Raw genomic sequence first — 14,158 nt, 5'->3', positions numbered from 1 at the left:
TTTTCTTTTAACTGGATTAGTGCGGCTTCCAGATAGAATAATGTCACATAAGTGGTTGAAAAAAATTGTACATTCTTAATTAATCAAAATCGGCATCGATAGATTGAAGATGTTTCCATTTCATCTTGAAATGTAGCGATATAGAACAAAAAGAAAAAAATCCGCAACCATCAAACCTTGTTGCGGATTTTCTATGATTTCTTATTGTAGCGTCTTACACCATTACTCCTTAGCGTCTTTTTTCGTTTGATTGATGTTCTGGATTGACGATTTTTCCGCCGTGCATTATTTTCTCTTCTAATTGAAGATTTAATTCTTTAGCAAAGCGCTTTAAATCTCTTTCTTCATTCATGGTAACAAGTGATACCACTGTTCCATCTGCACCAAAACGTCCTGTTCTCCCTGAGCGATGGATATACTGCGTTTTCTCACGTGGTAAGTCAAAGTGGATGACATGAGTAATTCCCTTAATATCTAAACCTCTCGCTGCTACATCTGTTGATAAAAGTAAGCGAGCATCCTTTTTCCTAAAGCCATTCAAATTTTTAGATCTTTCGAATTTATTTAAATCACTGTGAAGTACATTTACGTGAATATGGTTATACTCTAGCTTTTCTTTCATAATCATGATATTGGGGATATCCTTAACAAATACCAGCGCCTTCAAATGATCCATTCGAGAAAGCTTTTCCAATACTTTAACTTTTTCCCGTTGTTCCACGTTAAAGTATATATGCCCCACATCACCTGCTGTAATCGTCTCATCTTTTTCAATGGTGATAACTTCTGGTGATTTCATCCAACCTTTAGCTTCTACTTCTATTGTTTTAGGTAAAGTAGCAGAAAACAGCACTACTTGTCTTTCCTTTAAAGTCGCTTTTATTATACTTTTCACATGCTCAAGATGTTCGGGAATGAGAAGCTGATCGCCTTCATCAAGGACAACTGTTTTCACCGCATGCATTTTTAATTTCTTTTGCTTAATCAATTCAAGTATTCTGCCTGGGGTACCCAAAACGATATGTGGACGTTGTTTTAATTTTTCTAACTGTCTCTTTACATTCGCACCACCGATAAACGATGCACTACGGATATTACTATCTCTTCCCCACTTTTGTGCTTCACTTAAGATTTGCATAATTAACTCTTGGGATGATGCGAGAATAACTACCTGCACATCCTTGCTTTCTGGTTGAATCTTTTCTAAAACAGGTAATAAATACGCTAACGTTTTTCCGGTACCTGTTGGGGATTGAGCAATAAGATCTTTTCCCTCTAATACTACTGGAATCGCCTCTTGCTGTATATTTGTTGGTTGTTTAAATTGCGATTGTTCCCATACTTTTTTAATAAACGGCTTTAGTTCGCCAATAACTTCCATAGATGATATAACTCCTTTATTTAACGATAAACAGTTTAAAACGACTTCATGCAGATGAAATACGTTTATAATACATAATATAAAGGTATCCTGTTCAAATAACAATGGCTCATGTTAAATCGACTTTCGTTATTTATAAGGTAATGTCGTATAAAAACCTTTTCCTTTTTATTTTGGTTGAGTTCGTTTATGATAAATTTAGTGTTACGAAATGTTCAAATGAGAAAGAAGTGTTCGTTCATGATCCATCCACAAGTAAAGACAAATATTAAAATTATGTGGTTTGCCAACTTCTTTGTTTCAGCTAGTATGACGATGGTCTTGCCCTTTATATCATTATATATTGAAACCTTTGGTCAGTTTTCCGACGCTTATATTCAAAGATGGTCGGGTTGGATTTTTGCCATTACATTCGTTACTGCCTTTATTGTAGCTCCAATTTGGGGAAGAATTGGTGATTTGTATGGAAAGAAAAAGGTGTTAATCATTTCTGCTTCAGGAATGGCCCTTTGTATTTTCCTATTAGGTTTTGCGACAAGCGTATGGCATTTGTTTTATCTAAGGCTATTTATGGGTATCTTCACAGGTTTTATTCCCCTTTCACAAGCTTTTATTTCTACACAAACACCAAAAAGAATGGCAGGACAAGTGCTTGGCACCTTACAAACAGGAAGTATCACAGGCTCTCTTTTAGGACCTTTAATAGGTGGTGCACTAGCTGACATGGTCGGTTTTTCTTCTACTTTCAATTGGACATCATTAGCCATTTTTATTTCTGCGATTCTTGTTATCTTCACGAAAGAATTTCAAATCAATGAAGTGAAGAAATCAGAGAAGCAGAATTATACGAGTAAAGAAGTATTAAAACATATACTTACAAACCCTGTCCTTGTGACTGTTTTAATCTTATCGATGTTGATCCAAGTCGCTCATTTTAGTATTCAACCGATTCTGTCCCTTTATGTCAGCGAAATACATGGCCCAGAAAATTTAGCTCTATATGCAGGTATTGCTTTTTCCGCAGCTGGTGTAGGTAACTTAATGATGTCAAAAACTTGGGGAAAGCTTGGGGACAATTATGGTTATATTAAAATATTAATGGCCTTATTGTTTTTAGCTGGTATCGTCTATTTTCCAGGTGGATTTGTCACTGAAATGTGGCAGCTTATTATCATTCGTTTTGCACTCGGGGTAACTATTGGAGGAATTATACCTGTGCGTATTGCCTATATTAGACAGGCTGCACCTATAGCCATGCAAGGAGAGGTGCTGGGATATAATACTAGTTTAAGATTTCTAGGAAATGTCATCGGACCAGTTATGGGAGGAATGGTTGCTGGGGCCTTTGGGTTTACTGCCGTTTTTATTACTACAAGTCTATTACTGATTGCAAGCGGGGTTATCCTTCTCGTTTCGGTTATGAAAAATCCTAAGTATTTAAAGAATTCTAGCACGTCATAATCATATATAAAAGAGGTTGCTACTTGAATATAGCAACCCCTATTTTAATTATTTTACTCTAGGGTAACCAAATCCTGATGCATAGTCATCGCCTGTTGTTGCACCAACTCCACCTTTAATATCATAAACCTTGGCACGATTTTGTAATTCTGTTCTTAAAGTAGATTTACTCCAAGAAGGATTCGCAGCCCAAATCTTTGCTGCTAAACCAGCTACATGTGGTGTAGCCATTGAAGTACCACTGATTGTGTTATAACCGCCATTATACCAAGTGGATTCCACTGCTGCACCTGGGGCAGACACTTCAATATCACGCTCTTGAATGACATAATCTCCATCAGTTGATGGGTTACCTCTTGATGAGAAATTCGCTACGCGATAAGTCCCATTTTGTTGCACATTCTCTAAAGCTGCAACGGCAACTGCATTGACCAATGCTCCTGGATAACCAATTGTATTACTACCTGAACCACTGTTTCCTGCCGCAGCAACAACTAATACACCTTTATTGTATGCATAGTCTACTGCACTTGAGATGAGTGAATCTTTACCGGAAGAGCCAAGAGACATATTAATAACTACTTTAGAGCCTGTGCTAGTTGCTTGATCTGCTACGTGTCTAATCGCTGCAGCGATATCATCTGAATAACCAGAACCGTTATCACCTAACACTTTATATGCCCATAGCTTCGCATCAGGAGCTACTCCGTAAACACCTTGTCCATCACTACCACCATGTGCTAAAACAGTTCCTGCTACATGTGTACCATGTCCTTGACGATCAGTACAAGAGCCATTTACAAGTGGGCTTGATTGTGTAAAGTCTTTACACTGTTCTGCTGATCCTGCTAAATCAATATGATTTGTATAAACACCTGTATCAAGCACAGCTACTTTGATACCATTACCACCTGATGTTGCTGTTAAAGATTGATTATTATAGATTGATTTTATTCCCCAAGGTGTTTGTGAACTTGGCACAGCTGTTACTTCTGCTTTCGACACTTCTCCTGTTACTGTTGCTATATTCATTTCATTTACCTTTTGTACTTCGACATTTTTTGTCGCTTGTAATGTTTGTAACTCCTTAGCACTCACATCTGCAGTGAAGCCTTCTTTACCAAAGTCCCATCGTTTTTCATACTTTGTTTCTAATGCATTAACAGAATTGCTAGGGGCTTGTATCAATACGCGATATGTTTCACTCCCTTTTGCTTCATCTGAAACTTGTGCAGAAATACCTGATGTAAATACGGACATCCCTAACGTAAGACTAAGTAGTGCAGCTGCTACTGTTTTCTTTTTCGTCATTTACTTGTTCCTCCCCAAATTGTAATGTCTTACTTAGGGGTAATTATATTTCAAAAATTCAGACTACAACAATGTGTAAAATTCAGCATTTATTTATTTGTAAAAAACAGTAAATTTGACATATTTTTTTCCAAGTAGCAGGCCATCAGACATTTTTTTCAACATTAAATCAGGTATTTTTTTCCATAAAATCAATATTCATGATAATTACCCTTTTTATTACTCGGAATTAAAAGTGAATTTAGGTCTCTAGAAAGGTATAAAAGTGTAATATTACATCATTATCTTCCATTAATTTGAAGGAAAAAGTGATTTTTGAGCTCCTTCCCTTTAGAAAAGCACTCATTTTTTTAGTGGATACAATATCCGACGATTTTTTATGTTGGATAAAAGAAAGAGTGAACGAAGTTTTTTAGTTTCTTCGTTCACCCTTATTACTCATTTACCTATTTGAAAAACGATTTTTCCTAGTTGTTTTGCTTGTTCTAATCTGGCAAATGCCTTTTGATAATCTGCTAACTGATAAACTTGATCCATTACTGGCTTGATTTTATGATCGTTCATAAACGTAATCATTTCTTTGTATTCTTCAGCACTTCCCATTGTACTACCAAGAATGTTTTGCTGTGCGTAAAAGAATTGTCGAAGATTTACTGTCACCTCGTCACCTGTAGATGAACCGAAAATTACTAGTGTGCCTCCTTTACGAAGAACAGCTAAGGATTGGTTGAAAGTTGCAGCTCCAACTGATTCGATGACTAGATCCATTTTGCCCCCAATTTCCCCTTGCCAATCTGCCCCACTATCCAGAGCTTCTTTAGCACCTAATGATAAAGCTTTTTCTCGCTTTTCTTCTGAACGAGAACTAACGTATACTTCCGCACCAGCTGCTACAGCAAATTGTAAAAGAGAAGTAGCCACTCCTCCACCAATGCCAGGGATAAATACTTTCATCCCAGACTTTACTTGCCCTCTTGTAAATAAGGCACGATAAGCAGTTAAACCTGCTAATGAAAACACGCCTGCCTCTTCCCATGACATATGTGGAGGTTTAGGGAAAGCATTAATGGCAGGAATAACAATATGATCGGCAAAAGTACCGTGATACGGAAAGCCAACAATTTCAAACCCCTCTGGTGGTGCGTCACTATTTTTTTCCCAGCCTAATCCTGGATTAATGACAACCTCATCTCCGACTTTAATACCCGTCACCTCTGCACCAATTTCCACCACGACCCCCGCACCATCAGAACCTAATACAAGTGCTGGTTCAGTTGATTGATGTCGATGAAGAATAAATAAATCTCTATGGTTTAATCCAGCCGCCTTTAATTCAACTTTTACTTCTTTATCACCAACAGTAAAATCATTTACGTCCTGATAACCCGTTCCATTCAATCCTGCTTCACCTTTATGTATCACTGCTTTCATTCGTTCCCACACTCCTTTTTTATATCTATCATAAGGGTAATCTATTGTTGTGAAAAGTGATAAACCTTAAGAAAATTGCATATCTCATCCAGTCAGTTTCAACAAACACAGGGAGATTCTAATTAAAGCAATTCAATAGCTCATCTTAAAAAAACAAAAAAAGAACGGCACGACTAGATATCGCTACCGCTCTTCATTTGATTTACTTCGTAATAATAATCGGGCCTTCCTTCGACACGATAACTGTATGTTCACATTGCGCAACAAAGCTTTTATTAGGTGTAATGAAAGTCCAGCCATCACTTTGTTCACGAACTTCTTCATCTCCAGTGGAAATAAAGGGTTCGAAAGCGATAACCATCCCTTCACGTAATAATTGATTATCCCAGTTATCAAAATAATTAAGAATATGATCTGGCTTTTCATGTAAAGAACGACCAATTCCATGGCCAGTTAAATTCATAATAACATTAAAACCATTATTTTTTGCTGTTTGGTAGACAGATTTTCCGATTCGATTAAGTTTCGTACCTGGCTTTATTTTTTTTAGGCCCTCATCAAAAGCTTTTTGCGCTGTTTCACATAAAGACTGTAGTTTCTCATCCCCATTACCTACAACGATTGATAAACCTGTATCAGCGAAATAACCATTTTTTGATCCAGATACATCAATATTAACTAAATCTCCATCTGCAATGACTCTATTTCCAGGGATACCGTGTGCTACTTCCTCGTTTACACTAATACAAGTATATCCTGGAAAGTCATACTCACCCTTTGGACCAGATAATGCCCCATGCTCTTCAAACATCTTTCCAGCTATCTCATCCAATTCTTTAGTTGTGACGCCAGGCTTTGTTTGAGCAATCATTTCATCTCTGATTAAAGCAACAATTTTCCCAATTTCCTTTAAACCCGCTAAATCTTCTTCAGTTTTTACAATCATAACGATTCCTACCTTTATTTAGTCTCTATCTATATTATAGTCTATTTATCATTAAGAAAAAAAGGATTCCAGTAAGTTTGTAATTGTACTATTTTTTAGAAAACAACCGCTTGTTTTCGCCAAAAAAAATACAAGCCCTTCATCAGGCTTGTATTTCAAGCATATTATAGTTTAACTACATTAGAAGCTTGTGGGCCACGTTGACCTTCTTCCACTTCAAATGTTACGCTTTGTCCTTCATCAAGCGTTTTGAAACCTTCCGTTTGGATAGCTGAATAATGTACGAACACATCTTGTCCTTCTTGTGTTTCAATGAAACCAAAACCTTTTTCTGCATTAAACCATTTCACTTTTCCTTCTGCCATGAATAAATCCTCCTTATGTATAACACATAAATTATGACTATTCTTGTGGAACATACATGAAGCAAACGTCTACAAACGCATCCTACTTACATTCCGAACAAAAATAATTTCTTTCATAATAGCAGAAAGTGGAAAAGAATGCAAAGGTAAAAGCGGGAATTTTTCGAAAATTTTTATGATACTTAGATATTTTACCCTTTTAATGTATGATAGATGTATATATGACGAAGGAGTTTTCTTATGTTTGAATTGTTCATTACTATGTTAGAGAGGCTAGGTATTATTGTTACCATAGCCTTTATTCTAACACGGTTCCAATTTTTTCGAGATATGATTTATAAGGAAAATGTAAAAAAAGATCTACAATTAAAAGCGATCTTATTTTTTGGTTTTTTCGGAATAATCGGGACGTACACAGGTTTATCTTTAAATGCTGAGACATTTAATATAGACAGATGGGCATCTAATTTAACAAGTGAAGAAGCAATTGCTAACTCACGCGTAATAGGTGTTGTTTTAGCTGGGCTTTTCGGTGGTTATAAAGTAGGTTTGGGTGCTGGATTAATTGCTGGAATCCATCGTTTTACACTAGGTGGTTTTACTGCCTTTTCATGTGGATTAGCAACGATTATATCCGGACTAATAGCAGGCTATTTTCATAAGAAGAAAGACCATGTAAAGCTATCTTCTGCCTTTTTTATAGGAGCTACTGCAGAAGCCGTTCAAATGCTTCTTATTCTCCTTCTTTCGAGGCCGTTTGAAAAGGCCGTCTCTTTAGTTGAAGTAATTGGTGTTCCAATGATTATTGCAAACGGTGTAGGATCAGCCTTATTCCTCCTTATCATTAAAAATGTAGTGAATGAAGAAGAAAAGGCAGGAGCACTACAAGCGCAAAAGTCATTACGAATCGCTGATCAAACTTTATCACATCTTAGGAAAGGAATGACACAGGTCTCCACTAATGCTGTGTGTACCATATTATTAAGGGAAATACATGCAAAGGCAGTCGCCATTACAAATAAACATGTGATTCTTGCCCATGTTGGTTCAGGTGATGATCATCACCGAGTAGACCACCCCATCCAAACAGAAATCACAAAGGAAGTAATTAATAATGGTAAACTAATAGTAGTAGGTAATGAAGAAATACAATGTCAAAATGAGCATTGTCCACTTGGAGCAGCTGTCATTGCTCCCCTAAAGCAACGCGGGCAAATCATCGGTACTTTAAAGGTATATTTCACCTCTGAGAAGGAAGTGACTAATTTAGAAATTGAGTTGATCTCAGGTTTAAGTGTGTTACTAAGTAATCAGCTAGAAATAGCCGAAGCAGATAAAGCATTTCAATTGGCTAAAGAAGCAGAAATTAAAGCTTTGCAAGCGCAAATTAGTCCCCATTTTCTTTTTAACACATTAAATACCATTGTCTCTCTCGTCCGTATTGATGCCGATAAAGCAAGAAAACTGCTTATTACTTTGTCTCAATTTCTAAGGCAAAACTTAAATGCAACAACCGCAAACCGTATCACTTTGGAACAAGATATTCTTCATATGAAAGCCTATTTAATGATAGAACAAACGAGATTTGAAAACAGAATTCAAGTCGATTATTATATTGAAAATGAAGTTCTTAATAGTAAGATTCCACCGCTCACCTTACAGCCTATTGTAGAAAATGCAATTAAACATGCATTTAAGCAAATGAACAAAAATTGTATGATTAAAGCACAAATTAAACAAATGAACAATGAAGTTGCTATATCTATTAAAGATAATGGTCTTGGTATTGATCATGATCGGTTAAAGCAAATTGGGAAAGAACCAATCGCATCAAAAATAGGCACAGGTCTTGGATTATACAATGTAAATAGAAGGTTAATCATGACATTTGGGGAGAACGCCCGATTACACATAAATAGTGAAGAAAACAATGGAACGGAAATAACTTTTAATATACCAATGGGGGAAAAAAATGAAGACAAAGATTAAAGTGCTCGTTGTAGATGATGAACCGTACAGCCGGGAAGAATTAAAGCATTTGTTATCCATATTTGACTCTATTCATATTGTTGGCGAAGCTGATTCTGGAGAAGATGCCATCATACAAACGATTCAATTACAGCCAGATATCGTTTTTCTTGATATCGAAATGCCCAAAATGGATGGCATGCAAACAGCTAAAAGTTTAATGGAATTCAAAAATCCACCTAAAATCATATTCGCAACAGCTTACCCTCAGTTTGCTGTAGAAGCTTTTCGTTATGAAGCGATTGATTACTTACTGAAACCATATGATGAAGAGCAAATCTCTGAAACGGTCAGCCGGATCATCAAATATTTAAAACCAATAGATCTACCTAAGCAAAGTAAATTAGCTGGAAAGCTAGCAATTGAAGACAATGGAGAAATTATTTACATCGAACCTAAAGATATTATTTATGTTTATAAGGAAGATAAATTTTCACGAATCATAACTGTAGATAATGCCTATGAGACAAAAGCATCATTAAAAGAGCTAGAAAATCGACTATCTACTTATTCTTTCTGTAGAATACATAAAAGCTATTTTGTTAATTTAAGATATATTAATAAACTTTCTCCTTGGTTCAATGGGGCATTTCAGTTAGAGCTAAAAGGATCGAATGAAAAACTTTCTGTCAGCAGAAATTATGTAAAAGATTTAAGAACAAAACTAGAAATATAGGTCATGGAGCTCAATTAATTATCAGACTATTTACACTAAAAAATGCATCTTAATTTAATTTAAGGACCTCTTAATCACGGATTTATACATGTTATGCTCAAAATACTCAACCTTGAATCATAGTCATTTATAATAAATGAAAACGTATACATTAACAAAGGGGGCAATGCTATGATTACATTTTTTTCTTGTATTATCTTATTAATTATTGGGTATTTCACCTATGGTAAGTATGTTGAGAAAGTTTTTGGGGTGAAAGGAGCTAGAGCAACACCTGCATTCACACACAAAGATAATGTCGACTATCTACCTATGAGTACATCTAAAAACTCACTTATTCAATTACTTAATATTGCTGGTACAGGTCCAATTTTCGGGCCAATTTTAGGTGCTTTATATGGACCAGTCGCGTTTGTTTGGATCGTTATCGGTTGTATCTTTGCAGGTGCTGTACATGACTACTTAACAGGTATGATTTCTATAAGAAATCGCGGAGCTCACTTGCCTGAGTTAGCTAGTAAATTTTTAGGAAAAGTTATGAAGCATGTCGTAAATGCTTTTGCAATACTATTGTTATTATTAGTAGGTACAGTCTTTGTTTCTACTCCTGCTAGTTTATTACACCTTTTAATGGACGGAAAAGTCGCACTAGGTCTTATTATCGGATTTATTTTTCTTTACTATATTTTAGCAACACTCTTGCCTGTTGATAAAATCATTGGTCGTCTTTATCCTTATTTTGGTGCGTTATTAGTAATTAGTGCATTGGGGGTTGGTATCGGTCTTTTAGTCACAGGTGCACCTATTCCTGAGCTTTCTTTTCAGAATTTTCACCCTGACAATGCTCCTTTGCTACCTTTATTATTCTTTACCATTTCATGTGGGGCGCTATCTGGATTCCATGCTACCCAAACACCCATCATCTCTAGAACAACTCAAAATGAGACGCAAGGAAGAAAGATTTTCTATGGAATGATGATTGCAGAAGGTATTATTGCCATGATTTGGGCCGCAGCTGCAATGAGCTTATTTAATGGTTATGGTGGCTTAAATGAAATGCTTGCTGCCGGTGGTCCTGGTGCAGTAGTTAGTGAAGTATCTACAACTTTACTTGGAGCAATCGGTGGTACATTAGCTGTGTTAGGGGTAGTGGTACTTCCTATCACTTCAGGCGATACCGCATTTAGAAGTGCTAGAATGATAATTGCCGACTATATTAAGTTTCCTCAAGTTAAGTTCTCTAGTCGATTATGGATTGCTGTACCGTTATTTGGAATTTCCATGGTACTTACCCAAGTCGATTTTAATGTATTATGGAGATACTTCAACTGGGCAAACCAATCAACAGCTGTAATTGCATTGTTTGTCGGTGCTATGTACTTATATATTGCTAAAAAGAATTACTTTATCGCTTTAATACCAGGTAGTTTTATGTTAGTGATGGTAATTACGTATATCTTAAATGCCCAAATCGGCTTTGGTCTCTCTATGACTACTTCTTGGATAGGTGGAGCTATAGGCGCTATCGTTTTAATTACAATATTCTTTATTGCTGCACGGAAAGCTAGAGCTAATAAAATTCCATTGGAAGAAGATATATCTAATTGGAATAATAGTGTAGCTTAATGTTTCATATCTTTATATGAGTCTCTGATTAACAATCAGAGACTCTATCGTTAGTAATGTCAGTTCTATATTATTACACTTTAAATGGACATAGGCTCATAGTAAAAAAGGTGCTTTCACAACGATCATTTACAGTGAAAACACCTTTTTATACGATAGATTTGATATTATTTATGAGGAAATCAAATATACTTCTTGACTTTAGGCTGATACTTACGCATCGGACCTTTCCTTAAAACATCCTTTAAATATGATTCTCCATTTGGATTTTTGTTTTTCAGTAATTCTAGTAAATATGTAATATCATCCATTGCTCTATGATTTTGATAGTTTGTGATTTGGTGACCTTTTAAAAGCGTCAATAATTTACTGTTATAGAAACCATATTCTTTCCACGGGACCCCTCTCATCGTACAATACCATTTCAGTTCATTTACATCATTAGGGTACATTTGATAGAGAAAGCTTCTATCAAATGATGCATTATGAGCAAGTACGATATCCGCATATGCGAACATCTTCTTTATTTCACGATCATCAAAGCTTTTCCCCACCACTTCTTCAAAAGGGATGCCGTGAATTTTATAAGCTTGATTATAATTTCTTAATGCACTGGTGGTTTCCGGCTCTCTTAAATAGCTTCGTTCGTCTTTTATGGTAAGAATATCACCTGTCTGTTGATCAAATGAAAATAACTTCAAGGCGATTTCAATTACTTCATCATTAATTGGCGACAAGCCCGTTGTCTCTACGTCAAGAACAAGCCCTAACCCCTCATGTATTTGCACACTAACCCTCCATTTTCTTTTTTTGTTTAGCATATAATAGAAAAATAAAAATTGCTAGGAGAAAAAGAAAGGAAATCTTTTATTCTTTATCTAATTCATATTCATTATGGTTTTTAGAAAATAGTAGGCATCACCTATTATATTTTTCTTAATTTTCCGCATTTTTATTGTCAGATGCAAGGAAAACATATAAAATTTTCCTATACACTAAAAGGGATGTGAAAAAATGGTCATTACCACTCATTTTTTCCTTAATCTATCACTGTTAATTGTCATCCTATTTTTTCTGCTTGTATGGACTGAAAAAAATCTCGGTTTTCATTTTTCAAGAACATCGGCAACTATTAGTCTGGCATTGATGATTGGTATTTGTTATATTTTTTCATTTGAACCTGTGCCTGGTTTAATGATGGACCTAAGGATTATACCTGTAATATTAGGTGGATTGTATGTTGGTGTCGGCCCTTTACTCATAATTGTCGTTATTGCTGTAAGATGGTTTTACGGAATGAATTTAGGATTCTATGTAACTATGTTTGAATACCTTTTGCTGGGATGTTTGTTTTTATATTTATACCCAAGATTTAAACAGATTTCTGCCAATAAAAGAATTATTCTAGCTGTTCTTATTACGTTTATCTCTAGTATCGTTTCACTAATTTTATATGAATTATATGTACCACAATTACACTCACTTGATTTATGGTTTGCTCTTCTTACCATTCCAGCTCTTGGTGTAGGAATGGCAGTATATATTATTGAATTTGTCTTCAAAACAATCGATATGCAGAAAAAGCTTATTATCGCAGAAAAATTAGAAGCCGTTGAGCAAATGGGGGCAGCGATTTCACATGAAATTAGGAATCCACTCACAGCTGCTGCAGGATTTGTTCAATTATTAAAAGAACAAACACTTTCCCCTTCAAAAAGAAATGAATACTTAGAAATCGTCCAACATGAACTGGCATCAGCAGAACGTGTCATTCAAAACTATCTAACTTTTTCTAAACCTGGACTAGATAAAATTGAAACAATGAACGTAAAGAAAGAACTAGGTCATGTCATTAGTATACTACGCCCAATAGCTAATCAAAATTCGGTAGAAATAACAACTAATTTTTCTATCATAGGTGACATCGAAGGCGATCGACAAAAGTTTCAGCAATGCTTCTTAAACGTTATTAAAAACGCCATAGAATCGATGCCAAGAGGTGGCCAACTATACATAAGCTCTAATTATTCCTCTACGCACATTAGAATCGAAGTTCAAGATACAGGGCTCGGTATGACAGAAGATCAAATTCGTCGCCTAGGAGAGCCTTACTATTCCACAAAAGGAGCAAAAGGGACTGGATTAGGAATGATGGTTGTTTTTAGCATCGCCAGAGCAATGAAAGGAACAATAAAAGTACAAAGTAAAATTAATGAAGGAACCGTATTCATCTTTACTTTTCCCTCCGTCCATCCCCATTCTTCCTAACTTCAATATTATAAAGAGCAGGGAATCCTAGCATAGCTAGTAAATCCCCTGCTCTTAGCGCTTCAATATTTGCTGACTTTTATTTATGATAAACCCTTTAGAACGAACCAAGCATGTGACTCTGCATAAGTTCGAACTTCTTCAAAGTCTTTAACATAGCCTTTATGGTGTTGAATAAAACCATGTAGGGCAATGAAGGCAGAATAAATAAGTGATTCTTCAGTTTGTTGATCTTTTAATTGTAGAACAGCATATTCAAACCGGTAATAAGTTTTTTGGGCCATTTCTGTAATCGAATGCTTATCGTTGCTTGTATAAAAAGCAAATAACCCATCGTAACGGTGATGAAGGTTTATACCAAATTCCATGAAAGTAATTAAGATTTGTTTAAGCTTATCTATTTTATTATCATCACCATATTGAATAGTGACTAACATCTGCGTTAAATCATTGAAGTCTTCCTCAATTATTCGATATAATAAACCATCGATATGATTAAAATGAACCGTCAGATCCTTCACTTGGCATCTCATTTTCACAGCAATATCTTCTAAAGTAATATTCTGAAATGCATTATCAGTGACGAGCTCTTTAGCAACAGCCACTATTTTATCCGCAGATATGTTTTGATCATGGAAATGATTTGATGGCATATGTACACCCCC

12 protein-coding genes are annotated in these 14,158 nt (G+C 35.6%); 5 read left to right on the top strand and 7 right to left on the bottom strand.

Annotated elements, in window-relative coordinates; translation table 11 throughout:
- Positions 1-229: 229 nt before the first annotated feature.
- The gene (locus MKX78_RS06410; RefSeq protein ID WP_341050292.1) at positions 230-1,381 is read right to left on the bottom strand and encodes a DEAD/DEAH box helicase; all 1,152 of its coding nucleotides are present in this window, start codon (positions 1,379-1,381) and stop codon (positions 230-232) included.
- A gap of 150 nt (positions 1,382-1,531) precedes the next feature.
- Between MKX78_RS06410 and MKX78_RS06405 the strand changes: the two genes are divergently transcribed.
- Entirely contained in the window at positions 1,532-2,842 is a 1,311-nt protein-coding gene (locus MKX78_RS06405; protein ID WP_307317688.1) for an MFS transporter, read from the top strand.
- Between the two features lie 48 nt (positions 2,843-2,890).
- Here MKX78_RS06405 and MKX78_RS06400 read toward each other — a convergent pair whose 3' ends face one another.
- The 4 genes from MKX78_RS06400 to MKX78_RS06385 form a co-directional block, all read right to left on the bottom strand.
- Positions 2,891-4,153 carry a S8 family peptidase gene (locus MKX78_RS06400; RefSeq protein ID WP_341050290.1) on the bottom strand — a complete coding sequence of 421 codons (1,263 nt, stop codon included), beginning with the start codon at positions 4,151-4,153 and terminating at the stop codon, positions 2,891-2,893.
- A 438-nt stretch (positions 4,154-4,591) separates the two neighbouring features.
- Positions 4,592-5,584 carry a zinc-binding dehydrogenase gene (locus MKX78_RS06395; protein ID WP_095370121.1) on the bottom strand — a complete coding sequence of 331 codons (993 nt, stop codon included), beginning with the start codon at positions 5,582-5,584 and terminating at the stop codon, positions 4,592-4,594.
- 202 nt (positions 5,585-5,786) lie between these two features.
- Positions 5,787-6,530 (bottom strand): type I methionyl aminopeptidase, encoded by a 744-nt coding sequence (map, locus tag MKX78_RS06390; RefSeq protein ID WP_095370122.1) that lies wholly within the window; start codon positions 6,528-6,530, stop codon positions 5,787-5,789.
- 164 nt (positions 6,531-6,694) lie between these two features.
- The gene (locus MKX78_RS06385; RefSeq protein WP_095370123.1) at positions 6,695-6,895 is read right to left on the bottom strand and encodes a cold-shock protein; all 201 of its coding nucleotides are present in this window, start codon (positions 6,893-6,895) and stop codon (positions 6,695-6,697) included.
- 240 nt (positions 6,896-7,135) lie between these two features.
- Between MKX78_RS06385 and MKX78_RS06380 the strand changes: the two genes are divergently transcribed.
- From MKX78_RS06380 to MKX78_RS06370, 3 genes are all read left to right on the top strand, one after another.
- Positions 7,136-8,884: a sensor histidine kinase gene (locus tag MKX78_RS06380; RefSeq protein WP_341050289.1), complete on the top strand. Its 1,749-nt coding sequence runs from the start codon at positions 7,136-7,138 to the stop codon at positions 8,882-8,884.
- Positions 8,868-9,599 carry a LytR/AlgR family response regulator transcription factor gene (locus tag MKX78_RS06375; protein ID WP_307317561.1) on the top strand — a complete coding sequence of 244 codons (732 nt, stop codon included), beginning with the start codon at positions 8,868-8,870 and terminating at the stop codon, positions 9,597-9,599. Before MKX78_RS06380 ends, MKX78_RS06375 begins: the two co-directional genes overlap by 17 nt.
- Before the next feature lie 171 nt (positions 9,600-9,770).
- Positions 9,771-11,225, top strand: a complete 1,455-nt coding sequence (locus MKX78_RS06370; RefSeq protein WP_095370126.1) for a carbon starvation CstA family protein — start codon at positions 9,771-9,773, stop codon at positions 11,223-11,225.
- 182 nt (positions 11,226-11,407) lie between these two features.
- On the opposite strand, the gene MKX78_RS06365 is transcribed toward MKX78_RS06370, so the two are convergent.
- Positions 11,408-12,013 carry an exonuclease domain-containing protein gene (locus MKX78_RS06365; RefSeq protein WP_095370127.1) on the bottom strand — a complete coding sequence of 202 codons (606 nt, stop codon included), beginning with the start codon at positions 12,011-12,013 and terminating at the stop codon, positions 11,408-11,410.
- 226 nt (positions 12,014-12,239) lie between these two features.
- Between MKX78_RS06365 and MKX78_RS06360 the strand changes: the two genes are divergently transcribed.
- Positions 12,240-13,493: a sensor histidine kinase gene (locus MKX78_RS06360; protein ID WP_307317566.1), complete on the top strand. Its 1,254-nt coding sequence runs from the start codon at positions 12,240-12,242 to the stop codon at positions 13,491-13,493.
- A gap of 83 nt (positions 13,494-13,576) precedes the next feature.
- On the opposite strand, the gene MKX78_RS06355 is transcribed toward MKX78_RS06360, so the two are convergent.
- On the bottom strand, positions 13,577-14,146 hold the full coding sequence (locus MKX78_RS06355) for a TetR/AcrR family transcriptional regulator (RefSeq protein WP_095370128.1): 570 nt from the start codon (positions 14,144-14,146) through the stop codon (positions 13,577-13,579).
- Positions 14,147-14,158 lie beyond the last annotated feature (12 nt).

The organism is Cytobacillus sp. FSL R5-0569 (genome assembly GCF_038007265.1).
GTDB lineage: Bacteria > Bacillota > Bacilli > Bacillales > Cytobacillaceae > Cytobacillus > Cytobacillus kochii.
This window is presented reverse-complemented; position numbering and strand designations above follow the sequence as displayed.

Excerpts from the sequence above, each read along its gene's own strand:
- MKX78_RS06400 (WP_341050290.1), bottom strand. The coding sequence starts at position 4,153 with ATGACGAAAAAGAAAACAGTAGCAGCTGCACTACTTAGTCTTACGTTA.
- MKX78_RS06395 (WP_095370121.1), bottom strand. The coding sequence starts at position 5,584 with ATGAAAGCAGTGATACATAAAGGTGAAGCAGGATTGAATGGAACGGGT.
- MKX78_RS06410 (WP_341050292.1), bottom strand. The coding sequence starts at position 1,381 with ATGGAAGTTATTGGCGAACTAAAGCCGTTTATTAAAAAAGTATGGGAA.
- MKX78_RS06380 (WP_341050289.1), top strand. The coding sequence starts at position 7,136 with ATGTTTGAATTGTTCATTACTATGTTAGAGAGGCTAGGTATTATTGTT.
- MKX78_RS06375 (WP_307317561.1), top strand. The coding sequence starts at position 8,868 with ATGAAGACAAAGATTAAAGTGCTCGTTGTAGATGATGAACCGTACAGC.
- MKX78_RS06385 (WP_095370123.1), bottom strand. The coding sequence starts at position 6,895 with ATGGCAGAAGGAAAAGTGAAATGGTTTAATGCAGAAAAAGGTTTTGGT.
- MKX78_RS06370 (WP_095370126.1), top strand. The coding sequence starts at position 9,771 with ATGATTACATTTTTTTCTTGTATTATCTTATTAATTATTGGGTATTTC.
- MKX78_RS06355 (WP_095370128.1), bottom strand. The coding sequence starts at position 14,146 with ATGCCATCAAATCATTTCCATGATCAAAACATATCTGCGGATAAAATA.
- map (WP_095370122.1), bottom strand. The coding sequence starts at position 6,530 with ATGATTGTAAAAACTGAAGAAGATTTAGCGGGTTTAAAGGAAATTGGG.
- MKX78_RS06360 (WP_307317566.1), top strand. The coding sequence starts at position 12,240 with ATGGTCATTACCACTCATTTTTTCCTTAATCTATCACTGTTAATTGTC.